Origin of the sequence: Komarekiella delphini-convector SJRDD-AB1 (assembly GCF_014831675.1) — a bacterium.
Classification (GTDB): Bacteria; Cyanobacteriota; Cyanobacteriia; order Cyanobacteriales; family Nostocaceae; genus Komarekiella.
The window spans coordinates 137,078-161,791 of sequence record NZ_VJXY01000003.1 but is presented as its reverse complement, the minus strand read 5'-3'; the positions used below and the strand labels follow the sequence as shown (position 1 = coordinate 161,791).

The following is a 24,714-nucleotide window of genomic DNA, read 5'->3' as shown; positions in this document are numbered from 1 at the left end:
TATGTTCAACTTACGACAAGCCAACTTGCAGGATTTAGAGGCACTTGTTGATTTGCGCCTTGAACTCCTGCGCGAAGTTGGAGACATTAAAGGTGATACTGACACAGCAACGTTAGCACAAGCAACTCGAAAGTATCTTGCACAAAAAATGCCCCAAGGTGAGTTTTTGGCTTGGGTGGCTGATATGGATAATCAAATTGTTGCCACTAGCGGCTTGGTATTTTTTCAAAGACCTCCGCATAACGGTAATCTATCAGGCTTAGAAGCCTACGTCATGAACGTTTATACGGTTCCTGCATGGCGTGGTCGAGGAATTGCTATAGCACTGCTAAAAGAAATTAACAGCTTTGTCAAAGCAACTGAGGCAAAACGCATATGGCTTCACGCTACCCAAGATGGTAAGCGTATCTACGAGAAGCTTAATTTTGCTTCAACGACAAACGAGATGGAGATTGTCTGGTACTAATCTATGGTACTAATCTAAGTGTTTTTGAATCTAGGCATTTTCATTAAATGCTAAAAATTTTAAACTAGAGCGGGTTGCATAAGAATAGACCACAGTAGCCTGGGCATTGCAATGCACACCCTCAAGCTAAAATAGTTGATAAATACTCTCAATAAACTGATACTATTGATGATAGCGAAAGTCGGTGTGATCTTGATATAACTTCAGCAAATCCACCTGAAGGCTGATGTTTAAAATAGATTGCTCAATTAAATGTCTTTATGTCAAGTTATAGCAACAAAAGTATAAAAAACTTGTTGCAATTAGAAAATTTATTGTTATATTAGTTTACAGAAAGCAATAAACCTTAGCAAATTTAATTTGGAGCGTCTATTATGACAAATGCAACTACAACAAAAGTTACCACTCCTGTAATTGAAGATCGCAACGCTTGGCGTTGGGGTTTTACCCCACAAGCAGAAGTTTGGAACGGTCGTTTGGCAATGATCGGCTTTTTAGCAGCTGCTTTGATTGAGCTTTTCTCTGGCCAAGGCTTCTTACATTTTTGGGGCATCCTATAGGTTTTAAAATATCAAGATGACCTATAAATAAAAAAACCTGGAGTGCTTATTCACTACCAGGTTTTTTATTGTTTGTCCTTTGTTATCTGTCCTTGGTTATTTGTCTAAAGCAAATGACTAATGACTAATGACTAATAACTACCGAATATATTCCTTAAGAACACTGTTACGATTCGGATGGCGTAACTTGCGAAGTGCCTTCGCCTCAATTTGACGAATTCGTTCACGAGTGACGTTGAAAATCTGTCCAATTTCCTCAAGAGTTTTCATCCGGCCATCATCCAAACCGTAGCGGAGTCTGAGAACATCACGTTCGCGGGGGCTGAGGCTATCGAGGACTTTTTCAAGATCTTCGCGCAGAAGATTTTTGGAGACTTGATCTTCTGGTGTCTCACCATCAGATTCAATAAAATCGCCCAATCGAGAATCTTCTTCTTTCCCAATGGGCGTTTCTAATGAAATAGGTAACTGAGCGGACTTAGCAATAAACCGCAACTTCTCAATGGTCATTTCCATGCGAGTGGCTATTTCTTCTTCAGTCGGTTTGCGACCCATTTCTTGAGATAGTAGCTTGGTAGTTTTCTTAATCCGAGAAATGGTTTCGTAAAGGTGAACCGGAAGGCGAATAGTGCGGGATTGGTCTGCGATCGCCCTGGTAATTGCTTGACGAATCCACCATGTAGCGTAGGTAGAAAACTTATAACCTTTCTCGTGGTCAAACTTTTCAGCAGCGCGAATCAAACCAAGACTACCTTCTTGAATTAAATCTTGGAACGACAAGCCACGATTCATATACTTCTTAGCAATTGAAACCACAAGGCGCAGGTTCGATTGCACCATCTTATCTTTCGCCCTGCGACCAACATGCAGACGATAACGAAAAGCTGGCAATGGCAATTGTACCGCTTCTGCCCATTCACTATCTTTAGGATCGCGCTCCAACTGCTCGCAAAGCCGTTCCCGCACCCTCTCTAATTCAAGTAAATCGGCTATTTTCCGCGCCAATTCAATTTCTTCATCTGCCCGCAACAGCCGAATTCTACCAATTTCTTGCAAGTAAAGCCGAATCGAATCTTCGGTATAGTGCTTTTTCTTGCTTTGTGTCCGACGACGCGATTTAGCGGCTTTTCCAGACTTTGCGTCGTCCTCATCAGACTGAGGCTCTAAAAACTCATCAATTTCGCCATCATCCGTGATCAGCAAGTCCTCTTCATCTTCGATTAAGAGTTCTTCTAACTCGAGCTCAGGCTGATTTATTATTTCTAGGTCAGGCTGATATATGCTTTCGAGTACGTTGTTAGCCTGGTTCATGCCGCGTTCCTCATGCTCCTTGCAGAATCAATTACTCAAGATGTGTTTACTGCTCTTTTAATCGAGCTGGTTGCTAACCGAAAATAGAATTTTTAGCTGATTTGCCAGAATTATTTTCGGAACTTTTACACCTCCGGGAGGAGGGGTTTTTCACTTTATTTTAAGCTACTGCTGAAGGTGACTGGTTCACCTTAGTCAATATTGTATGTATTGCTCTCGCACACACATCCTAACTGACTAGTCAAAAAAAAGCCTTGATCAAAAAATTTGCCACTTCATACAAACGTATTAAGACTGATGGCAGATTTCCCTATAAAGACTGTTCCGATTGTAGCCTGTTTCACAGAAATTGCACTCTCTTTGTGTGTTAATCATGAAGTCATTAAGCAAAGTAAAGCCCCTTTTACCAAAAAGATATTAAAAAGAGTAGGTATATCCTTAAATTTTTTCTCAACCTTTTCGGAATTGTGGTGGCATTTTCATTACATTAATAAAGTATCTACACTTGGTCTAGGCAATCTCAGGTTTTATATAATACCTGAATTACTTAGAATCAGCGCATTTTATGTTAACTCAGAAGAGAAGCATTAATGCACACATTTTTACGTTTCCTTCATAAATCACTCAGTCTGTAGAGTAAAGTGTTGCTCTCCCTTGAGCGAGATCTCATAAGGGTGGTAGTGCAAGTGCCAACCTTTTGCCAATTACCTTAACTGAGGAGTTGAGGCTGCGGCATAATATGCCATTGGGCAGATCAATTTAGATTTAACTAATTTGGTCTTATCCCCAGGTTAGCGCACTGCTGAGATTTCAGCCCTATGAAACTTGACAAACTCTTATTATTGTATCCAACGATATTTTAATCAATTCAGAAGCGATTTGACATTAGAGATCATCGATATTTACTTACTTAAGGCAAAAGTACATTGGATACATGCAACATAATAGCTATTGCCACAGGTATGAGAAGATATTAGCAAGTTTTCAGCTTGATGTTATCTGCTTCTATCTGCGATCGCTTTTGAGTATAGGATGATTAGGTTTTAACTTGAGGGCAATTTTTTTGCGTAGTTAAGTTGTAAGCTTTAATACTTTTAATCCAGTAAGTTGTTGTCATCTGATGATGATAAATTTTTGAGTTACTTATTAACTGTTACTTGGTAAATGAGATATAGCTTTGTTTTTCAAGCATAACAAATGCGTTTCTAGCTAATGCGCGACATTAATTACAAAGTCAGCACAAGGACTTGTTACTTACTTAACTTTTGCTGGAATTAATGTATCTGTTGGTATCAATAAATTACATTAATTTTTTATAACCTTGACAAAAGTTGAATCTTATGCAATATCTCTTACTAAGAAATATAAATTTTTTGTAATTAATATTTATCTAATTTATTTGAATAGACCACATCTAACCAGACAATATATTGCATTGGTGTCAACTTAAGCCGAAATCCTTTTAAAATCTTGTTTCCGGGTTATACCTGGAAATGCTTGTCATTGCAGTACCGCAAATTCTTCAGCAGGCGAGGTTTCCCAAGAGGTATTCCCAGTTTCAAACTGGGAACAAAACCATCTCTCAAAGCTTTCTCGCTTAGTAGCTTTTGATAAAAACTACCTTGGTGTTGGGGTAGCCTTTAGACTTGCAGGAAAATTGGGTGGCAGAATTACCTTATCAACTACGTGGACAACACCGTTGCTAGCTGGGATGTCTGGCTGAGTCACTCTAGCATCGTTGACTGTGACTGTGTTGTTAGCAGGATTAACCGTTATTTTAACAGGAGTACCCTCGACTGTTTTGACTTGTCCAGATGTCAATTGCTTAGAGGTAATTCGCCCAGGTATAACGTGATAAGCCAGAAGCCTGATTAATTGTTGTTTGTTTGCTGGTTGTAAGAGATTGTCTAGAGTACCTTTTGGTAAAGCAGCGAAAGCAGCGTCAGTAGGCGCGAATACTGTGTTGGGCCCTTGTGCAGCCAATTGTTCAGTTAAGCCTGCGGCTTGCACTGCTCGTGTGAGGGTTTGAAACTGTCCTTGATTAGCTGCTGATTTTGCCAGTTCTGCGAAATTTTGAGTGGTTGTTGCACCAGTAGGAGTTGGCGTAACTGGAGAAATGGTGACTGTCGGAGTTGGCGTAACCGGAGGAATGGTGGTTATCGGAGTTGGTGTAACTGGAGGAACGGTTGTTGTTGGTGTTTCCGCTACAGGCTGAGCACAGGCAGACAGAGTAACAAGACTACCTACACTAATAATATTGAACAATGCTTTTACTACTATGCCTTTGCTCGCTTTCATAACTATGCCTACAATCGAGTTAAATAGAGAATTATTAACAATAATTAACGAATTTCTCGATATAGTCACTCATCTAGCGACATAGTTTTGGAAAATAAAAAATATCTACACAAAAGCTTGGCTATTTCGCTAGTTTATCATCTATTAAAAGAGGTAGGTTTGAGCTATGAAATTTTATATTGAAGTATGTTGAGTATAAAAAAGTAATACTTAATAGGTTTTCACCCATTAAGCATTACTAAGCTCACAGAGCATCAAAGTATTGACCAAATAATTAGTAATTTGTAATTGAAGTGTAGAGCAACTAAATTTATTGATGCAAAAGAGGAAACTCTTTCCAGATTCAAGCTACCAATCGTCTTCTATGGAGTAGTAATTACGTTAGCGCAGCGGGACGTAGCCCATTAATAGCTTACTTCTCATGCCTAGACGAGTATTACTAATTACAAATTATTTTGACAAGAAATTGATATTTAAATATCTAAATCTGTGAAGTTGAGTTTAGAACCATAGGTTTCGATGAATTCACGTCTTGGTGCTACACGATCGCCCATTAAAATTGTAAAAATGCGATCTGCTTCGGCTGCATCCTCAATTTCTACTTGCTTAAGGGTGCGGGTTTCTGGGTTCATTGTAGTTTCCCAGAGTTGTTGTGGCATCATTTCACCCAAGCCTTTGAAGCGTTGAATGTTGTAGTTAGCGTTGGCAGGTAGTGTGGCGAGGTGCTGTTGCAGTTCGCGATCACTATAACAATACTGTGGCATACTGCGTCCGCGTTCTACTTTAAATAGTGGTGGACAAGCAATATATATGAAACCTTGTTCAATGAGCGATCGCTGATACCGATAGAAGAAAGTTAATAGTAGTGTACGGATGTGTGCCCCGTCTACGTCAGCATCAGTCATGATGACTATGCGATGATAGCGTAGCTGGGTAGAGTCGAATTCATCGCCTTTGACACCCAAACCAAGTGCTGTAATTAACGCTTGAACTTCGTTATTTTTGTAGATTTTGGCGTCGTCGGTTTTCTCGATGTTGAGGATTTTACCACGTAGGGGTAGGATAGCTTGAGTGCGACGATCGCGTCCTTGTTTGGCACTCCCACCTGCTGAGTCGCCTTCTACAATATAGATTTCGGACTCGCTAGGATCGCGAGAACTGCAATCTGCCAATTTACCTGGCAATGGCGAGGATTCCAGTACGGATTTACGCCGTACTAACTCCCGTGCGTGGCGAGCTGCTTCTGCGGCTTTAAAAGCTTGGATAGCTTTATCTAAAATTGAGTCTGCTATGGCAGGGTGAAATTCTAGATATTCGGTAAGGACTTCTCCTACTAAAGAATCAACAATACCCCGCACTTCGGTATTACCGAGTTTGGTCTTAGTTTGTCCTTCAAATTCGGGATCGGGGACTTTGACGGAAATAACAGCAGTCAGACCTTCACGGACGTGTTCACCACTGAGGTTGGGTTCATTGTCTTTTATTTTATTGCGTTTGCGAGCGATCGCATTTAATGTTCGAGTTAGAACCGCTTTCAATCCTTCTAGGTGCGTACCACCGTCAACCGTGCGAATATTGTTGGCAAAGCCTAGCACATTATCCGTATAAGCATCAGTACACCACTGCAAAGATACTTCTACTTGTACGTTATTGCGTTCCCCTTGCACATAGATGATTTCTTCATGCAACGGCTGCTTCTCGCGGTTCATGTAAGCGATATATTCTTTAATGCCACCCTTGTATTCGTAAGTTTCAACCTTGGGTGTATCGCTTTTTAGCAGTTCCAGACGGTTGTCGGTAAAGGTAATTTTGACACCTGCATTCAAATACGCCAACTCTCGTAGGCGACCTGATAAAGTAATGTAATCAAACTCAATGCTATTAGTAAAGATTTGGGTATCTGGCTTGAAGGTGACAGAAGTTCCGGTTCTAGCCTCTTTGTAGGGCTTAACTTGCAGATCCGTAACTGGGACACCCCGTTCATAGCGCTGGGTATGAATCTTTTTATCTCGCCAAACTGTAACTTCCACTACCTCAGAGAGGGCGTTAACAACAGAAATCCCAACCCCGTGCAATCCTCCAGAAACCTTGTAGCCACCACCGCCAAACTTCCCCCCGGCGTGGAGTACCGTCATTACCGTTTCTAAAGCCGATTTCCCTGTTCGCGAGTGAGTATCGATAGGAATACCCCGACCATCATCTGTTACAGATACGGAACCATCAGCGTTGATCTCTACCTCTATATGAGTGCAGTAACCCGCTAAAGCTTCATCAATTGAATTGTCCACCACCTCGTAAACTAAATGGTGGAGTCCTCGCGGCCCCGTGGTACCGATGTACATCCCTGGTCGTTTACGGACGGCTTCCAGACCTTCCAGAACTTGAATCTGATCGGCACTGTAACTGCTCGTCATGAAAATTCTCCTGATGCGTGGGGTTGAACTCGCCAAAAGGCAAACAAAAGTTAAAACACTCCAAAATTGTAGCACAAAAGCCCTCGTGGCGACTGTAGGGCAATTTAAAGAGAAGTTTGTCTGGGGGTTGCAGTCTAGTGTAGAGATAGCTGGGAGAGCAGAGTAGCACAGGAGCAGGGGAGCAGGGGGAGCAGGGGGAGCAGGGGGAGCAAGGGGAGAATAAATACTGCCTCTTGATGGGCTAAACCATAGCTACCCGCGCTTCAGCATTGTTAACTCTTGACCTTGACTAATGACCAATAACTAATGACTAAATTAATTGTAATTTGTGGGGCGACGGCAACAGGGAAGTCAGGGTTGGCTTTGGCTTTGGCTTTGCGGTTGGGTTCTATCATCCTCAGTGCAGATTCTCGTCAAGTTTACCGCGAGTTTAATATTGGTACGGCTAAACCAACTTTGACTGAACAAAAATTAGTGCCGCACTACTTAATAGATATCTGCGATCCGACAAATACAATGACGGTAGCAGACTACCAGGAACAAGCACAAGCTTTAATTAATTTTCCGCCTCATCTCCCCCGAAGTTTGCTTGGAGGGAAACCCTCCTGGCAACTTCTCCCCCTGCTTCCCCTCTCTCCCCCTCTGTTATTGGTTGGTGGTACTGGTTTGTATATACGTTCCATCGTTCAAGGGATGAAAATTCCTAGGGTTGCACCACAAACAGAATTGCGATCGCAACTCGAATCTTTAGGTCAACCTCAACTCTATGCGATGTTACAACAAGTTGACTCAGTTGCGGCACAAAAAATTCATCTTAATGATTCAGTGCGGACTTTAAGAGCATTGGAGGTATATTATGTGACTGGGCGTCCGATTTCAGAACAGCAAGGAGAAAATCCACCGAATTATCCGATTTTGCAAATTGGCTTAGATTGCGATGTACAAAGGTTAGGCGATTATATTAAACACCGTACTGAGCAAATGGTAGCAAACGGGTTGGTTGATGAAGTAAAGTATCTTTGTCAAAAATATGGCGCTGATTTGTCTTTGTTAAATACTTTAGGATATCAAGAAATCAAGCAATATTTAGCTGGGGATATTTCTTTAGAGGAAGCGATAGAATTAACCATTTTACATACGCGACAATTTGCCAAGCGACAGCGCACTTGGTTTAAAGCATATTCACAAATTGAGTGGTTTAATGCAGATGATCCTAATTTATTAGAGAAAGTTTGGCAGCGAATAAATGAGTTTATTCGTTGTACAAGTATGTGATGTTTTTTGTGCTCACGCAAAGACACAAAAAACTTTGCGCCTTTGTATGACTATCCTAGAGAGTGTCAGGATCTACGCCCATCGCTCGCAACCTTTCTGCTAGTAGTTGGGCACGTTGTTCAGCTTGTTGAGCGCGTTCATCTCCAGTCGGTAGAACATTTTCGTCCTGGTAGCACCAGCGTAACCAAACATCCTGTCTACCTTCAAATTCACCTTGCCATAAAGTTACACCTAAACCAACTTGTTCTAGCCAAGTTTCTGAAGTTTCAAAATAACGCATTCCTCTTAATTCATAAACGCGTATCACTTGCTCTCCTAGTTGCTGATTAGGGTCATATACGATGTAGTAACTAGCCCGCATTTGTTCATAAATTTTTTGTTTTTTTCCCAGTTCATCACCTTCTTTATTAGAGACAATTTCGATAACAACTTCTGGAGGTTTACCAAAACGCCAAACCATATAACAACGATTTTGCTTCTCCCACCAATTTTGAGGTAATTGGACATCTAAGCTCAGAAAGACATCAGGTACAATAGGGGGTTGAAGGTCTGTATAGTAAACACCTACATTAGCTTCCGCTAAAAAAGTCTGTTGCTGTATAGAACTGTAAAGAGAACCAACCAAGAGACGTTGTTGTTTGGCAGATGCGAAATTATCCACAGGTGTATCATCTTCAGTGATTAACTGGTTGGCATCTGGCACATAGTAATCATCATTATTGATTAGAAGTTGCTCAACCATAACTTTATCCACTATTTGAAAGCGTTATTTCTAGATTAGTTTATTAGGGATGGGAGGGTGTATTGATTCAATATTTTATACTGAAAAATTGTGAGGAGTAGTCATCAATGGAATCTGTTTCAGAACTTGTGAACCTTTCTAGGCTACTAAATGATTTCAGACAATACTGGTTTGTAGCGGGTGGATGGGCGATAGACCTTTTTATAGGAGATATAACCAGGGTACACAAAGATATAGAAATCGCAATATTTAGGAAAGACCAGAGCAGCCTGCGAGAATATTTATTTGGCTGGGAATTTACTAAAGTTGTTAATGGAAAAATGGAGCCTTGGAATGAAGACGAATGGCTAGAGTTACCAATACATGAAATTCATGCTCATACTAAAAATACCTTATTCTCGGAACTAGAGATTCTCTTGGATGAGTCTTCACAAAGCGAGTGGAGGTTTCGCAGAAATCTTAATATTGCACGTCCATTATCAATGATTCGGTTACGTTCTGATATTGATGTACCGTTCCTTGCTCCGGAAATTGTACTCTTATACAAAGCCAAGAATCCCAGGTCTAAAGACGAAGATGATTTTTATCGTGTATGCAGGTTACTTGATGAAGAACGTCAAGTTTGGCTTAAGCAAGCAATAACAGTGTGTCACCCCGGACACTATTGGCTTAGAGAACTTCACGCTAGTTGAAGATGAGTGCGATTGCTATCTCAGCCTATGAAATCTGTGTTCTTACTCCCACATCCTTTGAACTGGATATGCATCAAAGACTGCATCTATACTTAACACTAGTACCCGTTTCTGGGGTGGTTGGGGTTGAGAATATTTTTGTGCTAAAAATTCCACAAAATCTAGCACCTGTTTTTGCTGTTCGGGTGCTAGGGTTTGCAGCTTTGCAATTAATTTTGAGGTAGTATCTAGAACTTGGGAAGTTATCTCACCCTCTCCTATTGAATGTCTTACTCTATGTTACTTTCAGCTGCACAATTAACAGAATATTGGGTTTTACCATCATTGAACACACTTGTTAAGAGACATCACACCTTCGGTACTAAAATCATGCGATCGCTCTTTACTCACTCTTAACTGCTATTTTTGCAACAATAGTAGTTACAGCCGTCCAACAAAGCCTGCAATACGCCATGACAGACGCAGCAGTTAGTATTTCTCCCGCCGATATCGAAACTCTTGAGCAGTTTTACACCTATAGAGAGCGAACCAAAGTTTTAGAGTTTCTGGATAAACATCCCTTTCTGGTTCCGGTGCTGCTGGAAGCACCAAAGAAAATTCGCCACTACTTCCCTAACTCCCAGCTATTTCTAGAAGTCTTTATTGATCCAGAAAGTATTAATTGGGTGCAGTTGATACTATCTATTTTGATGAAGCTTGATCCCTATGAAGCGGTTGCACGGCTTAATAAGCTGGACTGGGATTGGGGTCTACATAACTCCTATGATGTACGGAGTAACTTTTTTACTAGTTTAGAATATTCAGATGAGTTTTGATTGGTCAGAGTATTTAACGGCGTAGGGCCGTCTTTCATCACCTAGCGAGAAGGAATGGGTTTTCCCGACGCCTTTTGATAAATTTCCCGGTTTATGATGAGTTTTGATTGGTCAGAGTATTTAACGGCGTAGGGCCGTCTTTCATCACCTAGCGAGAAGGAATGGGTTTTCCCGACGCCTTTTGATAAATTTCCCGGTTTATCTGGCATTACAATAATAGCTTTAGATTTATCTGAGGAAGTAATTTCAATTTTAAGTAACCTGTAAACATCTACCTTGAACTTTAAGAAATTATGCTTATCCAAGATAAAAAACAACGTAATTGGCAACCTATCATCAAACAATTCGAGGCTGTACTTGGCAAAAATGGTGTGGTACAACGTCGTGAGGAACTTATTACTTATGAATGCGATGGTTTAACCGCTTATCGTCAACGTCCCGCTGTGGTTGTGTTACCTAGAACTACAGAACAAGTTGCCGCTGCGGTGAAGATATGTAATCAATACTCTATCCCCTTCATCGCACGCGGCTCTGGTACTGGTCTATCTGGTGGTGCTCTACCGTTGGAAGATTCTGTTTTGATTGTCACTTCATTAATGCGGCAAATCCTCAGCGTTGATTTAGAAAATCAGCGGACAGTCGTGCAACCAGGGGTGATTAACAGTTGGGTAACACAAGCTGTGAGTGGTGCTGGTTTTTACTATGCTCCTGACCCCTCCAGCCAAATTATCTGCTCCATTGGAGGTAACATTGCTGAAAATTCTGGTGGAGTGCATTGCCTTAAATATGGTGTCACCACTAACCACGTTTTGGGATTAAAAATTGTCACACCTGAAGGAGAAATTATCGATTTGGGGGGGCAAATCCCGGAAATGCCTGGTTATGATTTAACAGGTGTCTTTGTTGGCTCGGAAGGTACTTTAGGCATCGCTACAGAAATTACTTTGCGAATTCTTAAAAGTGCAGAATCTATTTGCGTACTCTTGGCAGATTTTACCAGCGTTGAAGCTGCTGGAGCAGCTGTTTCCGACATCATTAGCGCCGGGATTATTCCTGGTGGGATGGAAATGATGGATAACTTTAGCATCAATGCGGTTGAAGATGTTGTCGCAACTAATTGTTATCCCCGTGATGCTACTGCTATTTTGTTAATAGAAATTGATGGATTGGAAGTTGAAGTTTCAGGAAATAAACAGCGAGTTATCGAAATTTGTAAAAATAATGGTGCTCGTAATGTTACTACTGCTAGTGACCCAGAAACCAGATTGAAATTGTGGAAAGGACGCAAAGCAGCTTTTGCGGCAGCTGGACATTTAAGTCCAGATTATTATGTTCAAGATGGTGTGATTCCTCGGACTCAGTTGCCTTATGTTCTGGAAGAGATTGAGATATTAAGCCAAAAATATGGTTATCGCGTTGCTAATGTATTTCACGCTGGAGATGGCAATCTTCATCCGCTGATTCTTTATGATAATTCTGTGTCTGGAGCATTAGAGCAAGTAGAAGAATTAGGGGGAGAAATTCTCAAACTTTGTGTAAAAGTTGGTGGCAGTATTTCTGGTGAACATGGTATTGGTGCAGATAAAAAGTGCTATATGCCTGATATGTTTAGCAAAGCTGATTTAGAAACTATGCAGTGGGTACGACAAGTGTTTAATCCTCAAGGCTTAGCAAATCCTGAGAAGATATTTCCGACACCACGTACTTGTGGTGAAGCAGCAAATGCATCAAGTATCAAGCAGTTTGAAGGCGTAGACAAATTTTAATTTTCCGCCAAGAGACAAAGACGGACTGATAGCTTAAAAGCCTGCTTTTTACAGGCTTATTTTGCCTTTGGATGTACGCAATTGTTGCGTTTCTACGGCTATTAGTAATATTTGGAATTGGAAGGAGTGAACAGATTTTAACTCCATACCAAAGTATAAAGGTATAAAGTCTTAATTTAGTCTTTGTCACCTTGCTGTAAAATCAGCATCCCTTTACATAATCCGGAGGATTATAACTTTATTTTGTAGTTATATGTATTCCGATCGCACTAGGTCGCACTTACAGATGAATCGGGTTGCTCGCCGTTGGTTTTATCACTTGCTATGTTTGGGATTAGTAGTCAGTTTAACAGTATTTTCATTCTCTTCACACCCGGTTTACTCGCAAAAAAGAACTGTAACTACAGAAATCCGCGGCGTTTGGCTCACTAATGTTGCTAGTGGGGTACTATTTGTACCTTGGGGTCTTAACCGCGCTTTAAATCAACTTTCGGAACTCAACTTTAATACAGTTTATCCTGTAGTTTGGAACCGAGGATATACTTTTTACAAAAGTGCTGTAGCCAAAAGTATTACAGGTTCAGATACTCAACCTTTCCTCAAGTTTATGCACGGTGGACGTGACACTTTAACAACGCTGGTGAAACTTTCTAAAACAAAAGATTTGAGTATTATTCCCTGGTTTGAATATGGGTTAATGACACCACATAATTCACAATTGGCAAAGCGTTATCCCGATTGGTTGACAATTGGTCAAGAAGGGATAAACTCTATTCAAGGAAATTTACCAGAAGAAATTGACAACGGCTTAATAACCAAGCAAGCTTGGCTAAATCCCCTACATCCAGAAGTTCAAAAGTTTATCCAATCATTAATTGTGGAAGTGGTGAAAAATTACGATGTAGATGGTATTCAACTTGATGATCATTTTGGAATGCCAGTACAGTTCGGTTATGATACCTTTACTGTTGATCTCTACCAGCAAGAACATCAAGGCAAAAGTCCCCCAAGCAACCCTTTTAACTCAGAATGGATGCGTTGGCGAGCAGACAAAATTACTGATTTCATGGCAGAAATTTATCAAGCTGTAAAAGCAGTTAAACCTAATGCCAAAATATCTTTGTCTCCCAACTATCAAGCTTTTGCTTACAAATATTATTTGCAAGATTGGGAAAGTTGGATAAAAAAAGGTTTAGTTAATGAGTTGATTTTACAGGTATATCGAAATGATCAAAGCAGTTTTATCGCTCAACTCAAACAACCTGCGGTAGAATTTGCTCGTAGTCAAATTCCTGTAGGAATCGGGATCTCAACGGGAACACCGCGTAATCCTGTAGAAATCGCACAAATTAGAAAACAGGTTCAAGCAGTACGCGATCGCAATTTTAACGGCGTCTCTTTTTTCTATTGGGAAAGTTTATGGGGTTATATTACACCTGAATCACCGCAACAGCGACGCAAAGTTTTTCTTAAAATGTTTGATGCCAAAGCTGTCAGACCTTCATTAGAACTAGAGAGAGTTTGATGCCATTAGCACCTGGAGATACAAGATTTAGCTTTGCATTGCTGTGGACTTTCGCTACTTTTGGTGGTTTTTTACTGAGTTTGTTGTTAATTGAAGTTGGCGAGAAGCCAGATATTGGAGTGGTAGAGGCTGCTATCGGCGGATTTGCTGTCGCACTTCCTCAAGGCTGTCTGCTTAAACAACCTACATCCTGTATCCGGTGGATTTTGTCAAGTGTTTTGGGTTGGGCTGTGATCACTGCTACTGGTCTTGGTGGTATGGGATGGATTGCACCTAGCACTCAGCTTCTACCCCTGAGACTCCTGCATGGGATAATTTATGGGACAATTGGCGGCTTTGGAATTGGACTAGCACAATGGTTGGCAATTCCCCAACCATTTCCTTGGGCGTGGCGATGGATATTCGTTAGTTCTGCAAGTTGGGCGGTTGCTTTACCTTTAGGTTCTTTTGTCGGGAGCGTCTTACGTCACCTGACGCAGTTATTCCTAGGCGAAGTTATGGGATTAGCTATCACCTGGTTTGTAGTTGGTATCCTCACAGGAATTGATGCTCACAAATTGCGATCGTGAGTTGTTATCCCACCTCGGAATTAATTCCGAGATATTAATAATTATGAAATTTTATGAAGTTAATGATAAACTATGTTTGATCATCTGCAACAATCTGAAGATATTATTAACAAAAAGTTTTTTCGGTAATTTTGCGCTAGCCTGCAAATGTATTTTCGCCTTCAAAAAGCAGGATTTGTTAAGCTGACTCCTTTTAGCTTCCCTAGATTTCTGATAAGAAGTAGAGAAAGATCCAACTTTTAATGAGCAACGGCTGACAATTCTTGGCTTCAGGCGCTAAGGAGTATTTTCTACAAGCATAATTACATGTGAGCGCCTAGAAGAGTCAGTAATACCAGACAGGGACTCTCGCATGACTATAAATCCAGCTGAATCAACTCTAGAGTTGACACAACAATCATCACCTCAGATTCTTTTCGGCACAGAAGTAAATGACAAAACAAGTAGTGAGCAGTTTCTACTGAGCATGTACGATTCTGTGCAAGCATCCATATTTGTAGTGGATGTTCTAGAGGATGGGGATTTTCGGTACGTAGCACTCAATCCCACCCATGAGCGATGGCTAGGCATCCGCTCAGAGGAGCTTCGAGGCAAGAAACCAGAGGATATTCTCTCTCCAGTTGATGCTGTTAGGGTGCGTCAGCATTACGTTGACTGTGTGCGCTTCGGCAAAACCATTTCCTACGAACAATGCTTGCAATTCCAAGGAATTCCCACTTGGTGGAGCACGACATTGACCCCGTTGCGGGATGCCAATTCTAGGATTTATCGACTGATTGGCACTAGTAGTAATATCACTCCAGCTAAGCAAGCAGAACAAGCGGGAGGACTGCAAGCCGAGCGGGATCAACTACTAGAAGCGATCGCCGGACGGATTCACCAATCTGTAGAATTAGAGACAATTCTCCATCAGACAACAAAAGAAGTCAGGCAGTTTATAGAGAGCGATCGCGTACTAATTTATCGCCTAGAATCTGATGGTAGTGGGGTGATTATTGCAGAATCAACGGTAGTTGCAACTGGTTCATTGTTGGGAAAAACTATTACCGATCCCTGCTTGAGTGGTAAAAATCGAGAACACTATAACCGGGGTTGCATTCAAGTTGTTGAGGATATCTATGCAGCAGGACTGCATCCTTGCCAAATAGACTTACTCGCCTCTTTACAGGTTAGAGCTAATTTGGTTGTACCAATTTTCTTAGAGCAAAATATCTGGGGGCTATTTATTGCTCAGCATTGTCGTGAAACACATCAATGGCAGCAAACAGAAATTGACCTACTTAAGCAGCTAGCAACCCAAATCGGCATTGCTGTTCATCAGGCAAAACTTCATCAACAGATTAAGGATTTCAAAGCACAGCTGGAGTTGCACAAGCAAAAGCATATAGCTCAGTTGCAACAGGTGCAGGACTTTGAAGCCCTGGTGCGACGCATGACAGAACAAATCCGCGATAGTCTGGATGAAAGTCAGATTTTGCACACAGTTACTCAAGAATTGGCGCAGTTGCTAAACCTTGACCGTTGCCAAATCGAACTTTACGACACTAGCCACACGCTGGTAACTATTGCCTACGAATACACCACTACCTTACCTCAGTGCCAGGGATTGACTCGACAGATTGCAGACTCGCCTGAAGTCTATCAATCGTTGTTGCAAAAACAACCCTTACAATTTTTGGAAATTCTTCCTGGATGGCAACCAAAGTTAGTTGTAAGCGCACAGATGGCTTGTCCGATTTTCGATACTCAAGGGATTTTAGGAAATATTTGGCTAATCAGACCAACCCAAGAAGCGTTTGAGGAATTTGAAATTGGGTTAGTGCAGCAAGTAGCAAATGAATGCGCGATCGCTATTCGCCAAGCCCAGCTTTACGAGAAAAATCAGGCACAGGTGAGAGAATTAGAAAAACGCGATCGCCTCAAAAACGAATTTCTCAGAACCTTGTCCCAAGAACTGCGGACACCAATAACTAGCATCAGTCTCGCAGCCCAAACCCTCGAAAGTGTCCTCACACCTGAAGAAATCTCAGATATAGAGATAGTTCCTCAGCTTTTGCAAATTCTACATAACGAGTGCGGACGAGAAAGTAAGTTAATTAACGATCTGCTCACACTCACATATTTAGAAGCCGAACCCGAACCCCCAACTTTAATTGCTATTGACTTACAAAGTTGGCTTCACCCCATTATTGAATCTTTTCGTGACCTGACAATCTGCCAGCGACAGCATTTAAACCTAAATTTTGAAACTGCACTTCTGCCTTTAGAGACAGATATTACCGACTTAGAGCGAATTGTCAGCGAATTGTTAAACCATGCTTGCAAATACACCCCAGCAGACGAATCAATCACCGTGTCTGCTTACCAGACAAAGGAAACAGTGGAGTTTAGTATCAGTAATTCTGGAGTAGAGATTACAACTGATGAACTTTCGCGTATTTTCGAGCCGTTCTATCACCTTTCTAAAAATGATCCCTGGAAATATAGTGGTACTGGACTGGAACTAGCATTAGTACAGAAAATGGTCAGGCATTTAGGCGGCGTCATTGATGTAGAGAGTACAGATGGTCAAACTACCTTCACTGTTAAATTCCCTAGAGCAATTTCACCAGAACAGTGTTGAGAGTGATGTTAGCAGGGGGGCTAAACGCTCCGCTACCGCTAACAAGACTATGTACTCAGGATTCGGACAGCACTACTGAACGTCTATTTGAGTGGTTTACAGGTGATTGATTGCTCAATGACTAGCGAATACGCCAGAAATGTGCTAGTCTCATCTTTGGTGTGGGTGACTAGCTCAACGGTAGAGCAGTAGACTCTTAATCTATTGGTTGCGGGTTCAAATCCCTCGTCACCCACTTTTTAAGTATTTTCAAAGTTTATCGGTTAATAATTTGTGGTTTTGAGCTTGAAGCTTACATCTGCATCAATACTATATTTAGCTTCAACACTTCCACGCACAAATAGCCAGCGGATTTACTTTTAAACAAGTTAGGTAAAAATTACAAGCTAAATCCAGTTCTTCCAGTACTTAGTAGCATTGATCCGCTGCATACGATGCGATCGCTGGATATGGTACTAAATATATATTTCACTCTGGGGTGAAGTTTTAGGCTAGCCAATCTTTTATAATCAGAAACCAAAGTTTCTCAGCCGCAACCACGTTTGTTTTCTAACATTCACCCTTCCTAGATTGCGTAGACTGGCTTTGTTCGCATAACCTCGATTTCAGCCGTTTGGCTTATCTAGTCAACTACAAATACTCATTTTGTCAGTTTGTCTATTTATGCTATGTCTGGTAAATAAAATAAATAGCCTACATGGTTGGCTGTTATTCTACACTTGACACAAAGCATTGTGAGTGCTAAACGTCTGCCAGAAACCATTGCCCATGTCAGAATTACCCGCCAATCTTGGCAACACGGCTTCCTTGAGGGCGAAGTGAGTGCAGGTGACTTTGAGTGGCATTTCCAATGGCATTTCCGCCGGGGAGAACTTTCTGTTAAGCCTTCCCAAGGCCGTGCCTTAATTAAAGAACCCCTCGGTCGCTTCTTGGAGAAACAAGATTACCAGCTAGAGCCTGGAGGAGACTATGCTTTTACTATTCGGGCTGAGCTTTAGTATTAACTATTAACTGATTCAGTTAGGCGATTTAAGTATCTTTCGATCAAGAGAATGGCAACAATGTCGTCTATTGGGCGTGGTGGCTGTCGCATACTCTGCGGCAATAGCTTTGTTAGTCCTTTGGGCGGGTACATCTGCCAATAGCGATCGCGTGCTTCTAAAGTTGTATAGCGCTCATCTACTAAAATAATATTTAGCGGTTCGGCTAATTCCTGATATATTCGCTGTTTCCACTGCTTAGCTGTGGTTTGGTCGCCCATAACCATCAAGGAAATGGGAAACTTTTGACGCAGTGTCTCAATGGTAGCGATCGCTTCTTTTGCGAGCACAACTTGGTGATAGTGGAGTTGCCGATCAAGTCCCATCACAGCTAAACCACACTTATCTCGACCTGGATCAAAGCCCAAGATGACTGGTTGTGTTGGCGAAAATTCACGGAAAGTCATATAAAATTTAGCTGAGATCCTAACTAATAATAGTGTGTAAACATTTTTAATATCACGCTGAATTTTGAATTTTTTAAGTACTAAAAATAACTTGACCGTTAACTATTGCCACTAGTTTTACTCTTAACGGCCCGGCTGTATAAGTATTCGCTGCTGCGATCGCTTTGATTTCCAAGGGTTGCTGGTATTGCCCCAGCTGAGAAACAAAGCGCAAGAAAGTACCTTCTATTTGCACACTTTCTACAATTCCGGCATTACGCGCCCGAAATTGAGAAGCAGAAATCAACAAATCTAGCCGCTGCCTCAGTTGATAAGATGTCATGGTTTTAGGATCGGCAGTAGTTGTAGCTAATATCTCGCCTTCCGAAAAGACCAGTTGATTGCGCGCAGTATCGGCAAAAAATTCTATCTGCTTTTCTCCCCTAACATAGTTGCCAGCGGAGAAAAGTCGCATTACATATTCCCGACCATCCTGAATTTGCTTGCTTAATTGCTCTACTCTCTCCTCGGTAACACGCAGTAGCTCTACATTTCCAGGATTTGCACCAGGCTCACTTAATTCGAGGTTAGCATTTTGATTAGCTTCTTGTAAAAGTCGGATTACAGCCTCACGGGCTGCGGTGGCTTGATTAACGCGAATCACGGCAGCCGCAAGAACTTGACCGCGAACTAGAGCCAGCTTACCCAGACGCAGATCACGGTAGGACTGATAATATTTTTCTAGCCTAGCGACTTCTTCTTCTAGATAGTCTTGTTGTTTTTCTAATTCTCGAAGGCGAGATTCTCGTTTGGCAATAACTTGCTCTCGCGCTGCAACTTCTAAATTGCGTTTTTGAATCAGTCGATCCAGTTGGATAATTTTTTGATCCCGCTGTGCAATAGCTTCCTGACGATTAGCAAGTTCGCGATCGCGTTTTTGAATAGCTGTTTTGGCTTCGTCAATCGCTTTTTTAGCTTCGGCGTATAGTCGTTGCCTTTCTGCTTTAAGTTGTTCAACCGCCGCTTGCAGTTCTTTTCTTTGGTTGTAAAGGCTTTGCAGTTCAGCTATGGCTTGTTTATATTGATTTACCACTTGACCCAGCTGACTTTGAGTACCTTGGAGTTGAGCTTGGGTCTTAGCCTGTTGGCTAATGGTACGGTTCAGTTGCGCTTGCGTTTCCCTTTGCTTGGCGTTTGCCGCTTGCAAGGATTTATTAATTGCCTGTAAGTCTTGCTGTGCTTTGGCTTGTTCAATTTTTGCTTGGTTTAGCTCAGTCTCTACCTGGCTTTTTTGGGTTTCTGCGGTTTTTAGCTGTTCCCGTTTTTGTCTCAGGTCTGTTTGAATATCCTCTAGCTGAAAGACTCCTTTACGCAATCCGTCATCAATCGCAAACAAAATTCCTAAAGTCGATGCCGAAATTAAACCGCCCGTAAAAATAGTTACCAGTACAGCAGTGTTTTTCGGGCGTAGGTTAAATAGTGAGAGGCGTGCCTTGCCAACTCGTGTGCCAATGCGATCGCCCACGGTTGCAATTACGCCTCCCACAATTAAAATCGCTGCAATGAGGATGTACCCGGTGGTCATCTTCAGCTACCAAAACGCTTCCAGATACAGCCTACTACTTTCAATCATTTTCTGTGGGGGAGCCAAAATTGGCAATAGCTGAAGTTACTCAATTTTTAGATTTACCTCCGATTGTGGGTGTTATTTCTAAAAACCCAACATGCACCACATATATCCCCCAATTGCTTTTAAGTAAATTGCCTACTTAACGTAACAGGTTTATGCACAGTAATCTTCTTCTTGTGGATAGAAATCATCTTTTTCTCACGCAAATCTCCCAGTAACCTAGTGACGGTAACGCGAGTAGAACCAATTGCCTCAGCGATCGCCTGATGAGATAGTTTTAGATCAATTGTGATCCCATCTGCACAAGGAACACCAAAATCACGACAAAGAATTAATAAAAAACTCACCAACCTAGAACCCATATCTCGGTGAGCAAGAGTTTCAATCATCATCTCTGTCTGTAAAATCCGCGAAGAAAGACCTCGCAGCATTAACATTGATAATTCTGGATTTTCCTTGAGTGCTTGCTCAACTTGTTCAATTGGCGCCGACAACAATTCTACAGGGGTAAATGCAACTGCATGGTAAAACCTATCTGACTTATTTCCCGTCAGCAATGACAACACACCAAAAACACTATTTTCCCGCAGCAGTGCTACCGTTATTTCTTCTCCTGCCTCGTATACCCTGGAAAGTTTCACAGCACCCTTGAGAAGAAAATAAACTCGTTCGGCAGGATCGCCGGGAAAAAAGATCGTTTTGTTGCGTTCAAACGTTTCCACAACTGGCGGAAACGCCCCGGTCGCCATCTGACGAAATACATTTGCTAGGGCTTTATCTTGTGTCACGATCATCTCCCTTCCCCTACCCAATGCCGGAAAAACAAAAACCAATTACCTAAGAATACACCTGAAAAATCAATAAAGCACCGTCAACCTTTCTGTACTTTCCTATACTCCAACTTATTGCTTCATAACTCTTTGTTTATAATGATACATAATAGTTGAACGTTTGAGCTAGTAATTGTTGATAACTAGTTACATCTAGATGTATTAAAAAGGTTTTTTGAAGAACAATTTAAGATATCTTGAGAATATCTTAAGAAATAAACAAGAATTTTCTGGCTGCAAAAACTCTTTTCAATATTCGTTTTTACAAATAGAGTACAAAACAAAGACAAAGTAGCCTCAGATTCTAGTATGCTCCTAGTGATTGATCGCATTCACAATTTTTATGCTTAATCTAACTGGAAAAAATGCCCTTGTTACAGGTATTGCCAATAACCGCTCGATCGCTTGGGGTATTGCCCAACAATTACACAAAGCAGGAGCCAACCTGGGTATTACTTACCTGCCAGATGAACGCGGCAAAATGGAGAAAAAAGTTGCAGAATTAGTAGAACCCCTCAACCCCAGCTTATTTCTTCCATGTAATGTCCAAAATGACGAACAGATTCAGTCTACTTTTGAGACAATCCGTGATCAATGGGGTAAGTTAGACATCCTCATCCACTGTCTTGCTTTTGCCAGCAAAGACGATTTAACCGGAGATTTTAGTCAAACCTCTCGTTCTGGCTTCAACACAGCTTTAGAAATCAGCACCTACTCACTTGTGCAACTAAGTGGCGCAGCTAAACCGTTGATGACACAAGGAGGTAGTATCGTCACCCTCACATATTTGGGTGGTGTCAGAGCAGTCCCCAACTACAACGTCATGGGAGTTGCTAAAGCAGGGTTGGAGGCAAGTGTGCGTTACCTGGCATCTGAACTTGGTTCACACAATATCCGCGTCAATGCCATCTCTGCCGGCCCTATCCGCACTTTGGCATCTTCAGCAGTTGGCGGCATTTTAGATATGATTCATCATGTAGAGCAAGTAGCTCCCCTACGACGCACTGTAACTCAGCTAGAAGTGGGTAATGCTGCGGCTTTTTTATGTAGCGATTTGTCCAGCGGAATCACCGGACAAGTCCTTTATGTAGATGCAGGATATGAAATTATGGGAATGTAGGATAATTGGGTACTGGGGATTGGGGATTGGGTATTGGGGATTGGGCATTGAGTATTAGTAAAGTTATTCCCTAGTCCCTAGTCCCTAGTCCCCAGTCCCCAGTCCCTAGTCCCCTAGTCCCTAGCACCCATTAACTATGCAAATCAGCGAACGCCAAATTAATTCCTTAAACTACGACCAGTCAACCAGAGCTTCTCGGATTGCCACTGTTCATCGCACCACTGGCGAAACCAATGTGCAAGTTACCGTCAACTTAGATGGTACAGGAACATGCAAAGCAGCAACAGGTGTTCCATTCTTGGATCACATGTTGCATCAAATTGCCTCTCACGGACTAATGGACTTGGATGTCCAAGCCAAGGGAGACTGGGAAATTGATGACCACCACACAAATGAAGATGTGGGCATTACCTTGGGACAAGCTTTAAACCAAGCACTAGGCGACAGAAAAGGTATTGTCCGCTTCGGTAATTTCCTCGCACCCCTAGATGAAGCTTTAGTTCAAGTAGCGCTAGACTTTTCCGGTCGCCCTCATCTCAGCTATGGCTTGCAAATTCCTACCCAGCGTGTGGGAACCTATGATACTCAACTCACACGTGAATTTTTTGTAGCGCTGGTGAACCATAGCCAAATGACACTGCACATTCGGCAATTGGATGGCATTAATTCCCATCACATCATTGAAGCGACTTTTAAAGCATTTGCAAGAGCAATGCGGATAGCTGTAGAAATCGATCCCCGTCGTGCTGGTACGATTCCTAGTTCCAAAGGCGTCTTATGAGAAGAGATAGGAGTTATAAGGCAGGGGAAGCAGGGGAAGAATAAATAACTCCTGACAAATGACAAATGACTTTTGACCCTTGACTCCTGTTTCTCTTTCTCTAAAACTAGTTATAATTACTTAGCAGCAGTCATGCTTATAGTGTTAATTAACTACTCAGTTTGCAATAATTGACAGACTAGGCAGTGATGGTTATTATCAAGCCTACTGAGTAACTTGTAATTAATACCAAGTAGGTAATTAAAACGAGATGAAGTCTGTTGCAGACGACGCTGATTCTCAACTGAATATTAAAGATACTCCGCCAGTAGTTCTAACTTCTGAGTTAAGAAAAGTCTATCGTACTGGCTTTTGGCTGAATCAAAAAGTTATATCCCTCAAAAGCTGTTCTTTAAAAGTTTACAAAGGGGAAACCTTTGGGTTGCTAGGGCCAAATGGTGCTGGTAAAACCACTCTTTTAAAACTGTTGCTGGGTATTATTCGTCCCACCTCTGGACAAGGATTATTGTTGGGTAAGTCTCTAGGCGATCGCAGCATTAAGCAACACATCGGCTACCTACCAGAAAATCCATATTTATATGACTATCTCACAGGCTGGGAATTTTTACAGCTAGCAGCTGGGTTATTCCAAATTCCCATAAAAGTGCAACGCCAGCGGATTCCTCAACTACTGGAGTTAGTAGGTTTATCTCAAGCCGATGCTCGTAAAAAGCAGATTCGCCGCTATTCTAAGGGAATGTTACAGCGTGTCGGTATGGCGCAGGCGCTAATTAACGAGCCAAAATTGGTTTTTTTAGATGAACCAATGTCTGGACTTGATCCGGTGGGACGCTTTCAAATGCGGGAAATTATCCTGGCGCTAAAAGCCGATGGTAAAACAATTTTTTTTAACAGCCACATTCTCAGTGAAGTGGAGCAAATCTGCGATCGCATTGCTATCCTTGCTCAAGGTGAATTAATTTGCTCTGGTTCCCTCAATGAACTTTTAGGCGTGACAAACACATATCACGTCAAAGGTAAAGGTGGTGATTGGGAAATTCTCAAAAAATGGATACCCAGTCTGGTATTCAAGCCCGATGGTTCTTGGCAAGGTACACTACAAGACAATTACTATGATTTTCTTGCCAGTCTTCGTCTAATGGAGGGACAAATTATTTCGATGAAATTGTCTCGTCACTCCTTAGAAGAATTTTTTATCCAACAGATCCAAAAATAAAATAGCTTACTTAATACCAAACTATCCAAGTATATATTGTTTCAAAAACTAAGTAACGTATGGAAAAAGGCTTGCGACAAAGCTTTTTCTAGATATTTTCATTACAAATTACCTGAGTATACTCCTACTCTAAGGAAGCGGGGCTTAGACCATTACTTAGCTTGCTTCTCGCCTTCTCTAGGAGGCGCTACGCGAATGGCGAGTCTTAGGAATTACTATAACTAGTCTTGTTGTCAAATAATTTTATGTTTTAAAATACAGGTTGTTAAATTTATACTTACTTATTTCGCATGTAAATTTAATTAATGGTGTTGATAATAATTTTGCCGATAATAACTATCCACAGCGTATTTGAAATCACCGTCAATTTGCCAGAATATTGATTTAGCTTAGAAGTTTTTGTTTACAGGTATATGGTTACACAATAGACAGTTTGTTATCTAAACTAAATTTATTTGCGTAAGTCCTATATTCCTTGAAAATTGCTATATTTAAGCTAGTTGAACTTTAAGTTAACTTCACTAAAAATTCAAATTTAATCGATAACTTTACTCCGGAAAATTACACTTTTCTAGGAAAATAAGAGTGTCGGGGAACTTGAATAATTAAGTATAGTCAAGATAAAAATGTTTAGACAGTACTTTACCAATCGTAG

21 protein-coding genes and 1 tRNA gene are annotated in these 24,714 nt (G+C 41.4%); 14 read left to right on the top strand and 8 right to left on the bottom strand.

What is annotated here, in order from left to right; all coding sequences use genetic code 11:
• The first annotated feature begins 1 nt into the window (after position 1).
• Together FNW02_RS04645 and FNW02_RS04640 are read left to right on the top strand one after the other, a co-directional pair.
• Complete coding sequence (locus FNW02_RS04645) at positions 2-466, top strand: GNAT family N-acetyltransferase (protein ID WP_191756403.1); 465 nt, start codon at positions 2-4, stop codon at positions 464-466.
• Positions 467-840: 374 nt separating this feature from the next.
• A complete protein-coding gene (locus FNW02_RS04640) occupies positions 841-1,026 on the top strand; it encodes a chlorophyll a/b-binding protein (protein WP_191756402.1) in 186 nt (61 codons plus the stop codon).
• A 138-nt stretch (positions 1,027-1,164) separates the two neighbouring features.
• On the opposite strand, the gene rpoD is transcribed toward FNW02_RS04640, so the two are convergent.
• The 3 genes from rpoD to gyrB form a co-directional block, all read right to left on the bottom strand.
• Entirely contained in the window at positions 1,165-2,337 is a 1,173-nt protein-coding gene (gene rpoD, locus FNW02_RS04635; protein WP_191756401.1) for an RNA polymerase sigma factor RpoD, read from the bottom strand.
• Positions 2,338-3,954: 1,617 nt separating this feature from the next.
• Complete coding sequence (locus FNW02_RS04630) at positions 3,955-4,635, bottom strand: fasciclin domain-containing protein (RefSeq protein WP_191756400.1); 681 nt, start codon at positions 4,633-4,635, stop codon at positions 3,955-3,957.
• Between the two features lie 473 nt (positions 4,636-5,108).
• The gene (gene gyrB / locus FNW02_RS04625) at positions 5,109-7,049 is read right to left on the bottom strand and encodes a DNA topoisomerase (ATP-hydrolyzing) subunit B (protein WP_191756399.1); all 1,941 of its coding nucleotides are present in this window, start codon (positions 7,047-7,049) and stop codon (positions 5,109-5,111) included.
• Between the two features lie 306 nt (positions 7,050-7,355).
• Between gyrB and miaA the strand changes: the two genes are divergently transcribed.
• Positions 7,356-8,324 (top strand): tRNA (adenosine(37)-N6)-dimethylallyltransferase MiaA, encoded by a 969-nt coding sequence (gene miaA / locus FNW02_RS04620; RefSeq protein ID WP_191756398.1) that lies wholly within the window; start codon positions 7,356-7,358, stop codon positions 8,322-8,324.
• 55 nt (positions 8,325-8,379) lie between these two features.
• Here miaA and FNW02_RS04615 read toward each other — a convergent pair whose 3' ends face one another.
• A complete protein-coding gene (locus FNW02_RS04615) occupies positions 8,380-9,066 on the bottom strand; it encodes a Uma2 family endonuclease (RefSeq protein ID WP_191756397.1) in 687 nt (228 codons plus the stop codon).
• Between the two features lie 107 nt (positions 9,067-9,173).
• Here FNW02_RS04615 and FNW02_RS04610 point away from each other — a divergent pair, with 107 nt between their 5' ends.
• A complete protein-coding gene (locus tag FNW02_RS04610; protein ID WP_191756396.1) occupies positions 9,174-9,758 on the top strand; it encodes a nucleotidyltransferase domain-containing protein in 585 nt (194 codons plus the stop codon).
• A gap of 42 nt (positions 9,759-9,800) precedes the next feature.
• On the opposite strand, the gene FNW02_RS04605 is transcribed toward FNW02_RS04610, so the two are convergent.
• Positions 9,801-9,926, bottom strand: a complete 126-nt coding sequence (locus FNW02_RS04605) for a hypothetical protein (RefSeq protein ID WP_348535362.1) — start codon at positions 9,924-9,926, stop codon at positions 9,801-9,803.
• Positions 9,927-10,210: 284 nt separating this feature from the next.
• On the opposite strand from FNW02_RS04605, the gene FNW02_RS04600 reads away from it, so the two are divergent.
• From FNW02_RS04600 to FNW02_RS04570, 7 genes are all read left to right on the top strand, one after another.
• Positions 10,211-10,573 (top strand): hypothetical protein, encoded by a 363-nt coding sequence (locus FNW02_RS04600; protein WP_191756395.1) that lies wholly within the window; start codon positions 10,211-10,213, stop codon positions 10,571-10,573.
• A gap of 293 nt (positions 10,574-10,866) precedes the next feature.
• Entirely contained in the window at positions 10,867-12,339 is a 1,473-nt protein-coding gene (glcD, locus tag FNW02_RS04595; RefSeq protein ID WP_191756394.1) for a glycolate oxidase subunit GlcD, read from the top strand.
• A 286-nt stretch (positions 12,340-12,625) separates the two neighbouring features.
• Positions 12,626-13,864: a glycoside hydrolase family 10 protein gene (locus FNW02_RS04590; RefSeq protein WP_191756393.1), complete on the top strand. Its 1,239-nt coding sequence runs from the start codon at positions 12,626-12,628 to the stop codon at positions 13,862-13,864.
• Positions 13,864-14,433 carry a hypothetical protein gene (locus FNW02_RS04585; RefSeq protein WP_191756392.1) on the top strand — a complete coding sequence of 190 codons (570 nt, stop codon included), beginning with the start codon at positions 13,864-13,866 and terminating at the stop codon, positions 14,431-14,433. The genes FNW02_RS04590 and FNW02_RS04585 overlap by 1 nt, the downstream gene beginning before the upstream one ends.
• A 352-nt stretch (positions 14,434-14,785) precedes the next feature.
• Positions 14,786-17,056 (top strand): GAF domain-containing protein, encoded by a 2,271-nt coding sequence (locus FNW02_RS04580; protein ID WP_191756391.1) that lies wholly within the window; start codon positions 14,786-14,788, stop codon positions 17,054-17,056.
• 163 nt (positions 17,057-17,219) lie between these two features.
• Positions 17,220-17,291, top strand: a tRNA-Lys gene (locus FNW02_RS04575).
• Between the two features lie 499 nt (positions 17,292-17,790).
• Positions 17,791-18,054, top strand: coding sequence for a DUF3146 family protein (locus tag FNW02_RS04570; RefSeq protein WP_191756390.1), 264 nt, complete (start codon positions 17,791-17,793; stop codon positions 18,052-18,054).
• A 2-nt stretch (positions 18,055-18,056) separates the two neighbouring features.
• Here the strand turns inward: FNW02_RS04570 and FNW02_RS04565 are convergent, their stop codons facing one another.
• The 3 genes from FNW02_RS04565 to ntcA all read right to left on the bottom strand — a co-directional run bounded on the left by FNW02_RS04565 (position 18,057) and on the right by ntcA (position 20,906).
• Positions 18,057-18,503 carry a pre-16S rRNA-processing nuclease YqgF gene (locus FNW02_RS04565; protein ID WP_191756389.1) on the bottom strand — a complete coding sequence of 149 codons (447 nt, stop codon included), beginning with the start codon at positions 18,501-18,503 and terminating at the stop codon, positions 18,057-18,059.
• 73 nt (positions 18,504-18,576) lie between these two features.
• Entirely contained in the window at positions 18,577-20,067 is a 1,491-nt protein-coding gene (locus FNW02_RS04560) for a DUF3084 domain-containing protein (RefSeq protein ID WP_191756388.1), read from the bottom strand.
• A gap of 167 nt (positions 20,068-20,234) precedes the next feature.
• Positions 20,235-20,906, bottom strand: coding sequence for a global nitrogen regulator NtcA (gene ntcA, locus FNW02_RS04555; protein WP_010998529.1), 672 nt, complete (start codon positions 20,904-20,906; stop codon positions 20,235-20,237).
• 379 nt (positions 20,907-21,285) lie between these two features.
• Here ntcA and fabI point away from each other — a divergent pair, with 379 nt between their 5' ends.
• The 3 genes from fabI (at position 21,286) to FNW02_RS04540 (ending at position 24,059) form a co-directional block, all read left to right on the top strand.
• Positions 21,286-22,062, top strand: a complete 777-nt coding sequence (fabI, locus tag FNW02_RS04550; RefSeq protein WP_191756387.1) for an enoyl-ACP reductase FabI — start codon at positions 21,286-21,288, stop codon at positions 22,060-22,062.
• 136 nt (positions 22,063-22,198) lie between these two features.
• Positions 22,199-22,843 (top strand): imidazoleglycerol-phosphate dehydratase HisB, encoded by a 645-nt coding sequence (hisB, locus tag FNW02_RS04545; RefSeq protein ID WP_191756386.1) that lies wholly within the window; start codon positions 22,199-22,201, stop codon positions 22,841-22,843.
• 250 nt (positions 22,844-23,093) lie between these two features.
• Positions 23,094-24,059 carry an ABC transporter ATP-binding protein gene (locus tag FNW02_RS04540; RefSeq protein WP_191756385.1) on the top strand — a complete coding sequence of 322 codons (966 nt, stop codon included), beginning with the start codon at positions 23,094-23,096 and terminating at the stop codon, positions 24,057-24,059.
• The last annotated feature ends 655 nt before the right edge of the window (positions 24,060-24,714 follow it).

Coding starts and splice junctions, on each gene's coding strand:
- FNW02_RS04580 (WP_191756391.1), top strand. CDS start 14,786: ATGACTATAAATCCAGCTGAATCAACTCTAGAGTTGACACAACAATCA.
- FNW02_RS04615 (WP_191756397.1), bottom strand. CDS start 9,066: ATGGTTGAGCAACTTCTAATCAATAATGATGATTACTATGTGCCAGAT.
- fabI (WP_191756387.1), top strand. CDS start 21,286: ATGCTTAATCTAACTGGAAAAAATGCCCTTGTTACAGGTATTGCCAAT.
- glcD (WP_191756394.1), top strand. CDS start 10,867: ATGCTTATCCAAGATAAAAAACAACGTAATTGGCAACCTATCATCAAA.
- FNW02_RS04610 (WP_191756396.1), top strand. CDS start 9,174: ATGGAATCTGTTTCAGAACTTGTGAACCTTTCTAGGCTACTAAATGAT.
- FNW02_RS04565 (WP_191756389.1), bottom strand. CDS start 18,503: ATGACTTTCCGTGAATTTTCGCCAACACAACCAGTCATCTTGGGCTTT.
- hisB (WP_191756386.1), top strand. CDS start 22,199: ATGCAAATCAGCGAACGCCAAATTAATTCCTTAAACTACGACCAGTCA.
- FNW02_RS04645 (WP_191756403.1), top strand. CDS start 2: ATGTTCAACTTACGACAAGCCAACTTGCAGGATTTAGAGGCACTTGTT.
- rpoD (WP_191756401.1), bottom strand. CDS start 2,337: ATGAACCAGGCTAACAACGTACTCGAAAGCATATATCAGCCTGACCTA.
- FNW02_RS04630 (WP_191756400.1), bottom strand. CDS start 4,635: ATGAAAGCGAGCAAAGGCATAGTAGTAAAAGCATTGTTCAATATTATT.
- FNW02_RS04590 (WP_191756393.1), top strand. CDS start 12,626: ATGAATCGGGTTGCTCGCCGTTGGTTTTATCACTTGCTATGTTTGGGA.
- ntcA (WP_010998529.1), bottom strand. CDS start 20,906: ATGATCGTGACACAAGATAAAGCCCTAGCAAATGTATTTCGTCAGATG.
- FNW02_RS04585 (WP_191756392.1), top strand. CDS start 13,864: ATGCCATTAGCACCTGGAGATACAAGATTTAGCTTTGCATTGCTGTGG.
- gyrB (WP_191756399.1), bottom strand. CDS start 7,049: ATGACGAGCAGTTACAGTGCCGATCAGATTCAAGTTCTGGAAGGTCTG.
- FNW02_RS04560 (WP_191756388.1), bottom strand. CDS start 20,067: ATGACCACCGGGTACATCCTCATTGCAGCGATTTTAATTGTGGGAGGC.
- FNW02_RS04640 (WP_191756402.1), top strand. CDS start 841: ATGACAAATGCAACTACAACAAAAGTTACCACTCCTGTAATTGAAGAT.
- FNW02_RS04540 (WP_191756385.1), top strand. CDS start 23,094: ATGAAGTCTGTTGCAGACGACGCTGATTCTCAACTGAATATTAAAGAT.
- FNW02_RS04600 (WP_191756395.1), top strand. CDS start 10,211: ATGACAGACGCAGCAGTTAGTATTTCTCCCGCCGATATCGAAACTCTT.
- miaA (WP_191756398.1), top strand. CDS start 7,356: ATGACTAAATTAATTGTAATTTGTGGGGCGACGGCAACAGGGAAGTCA.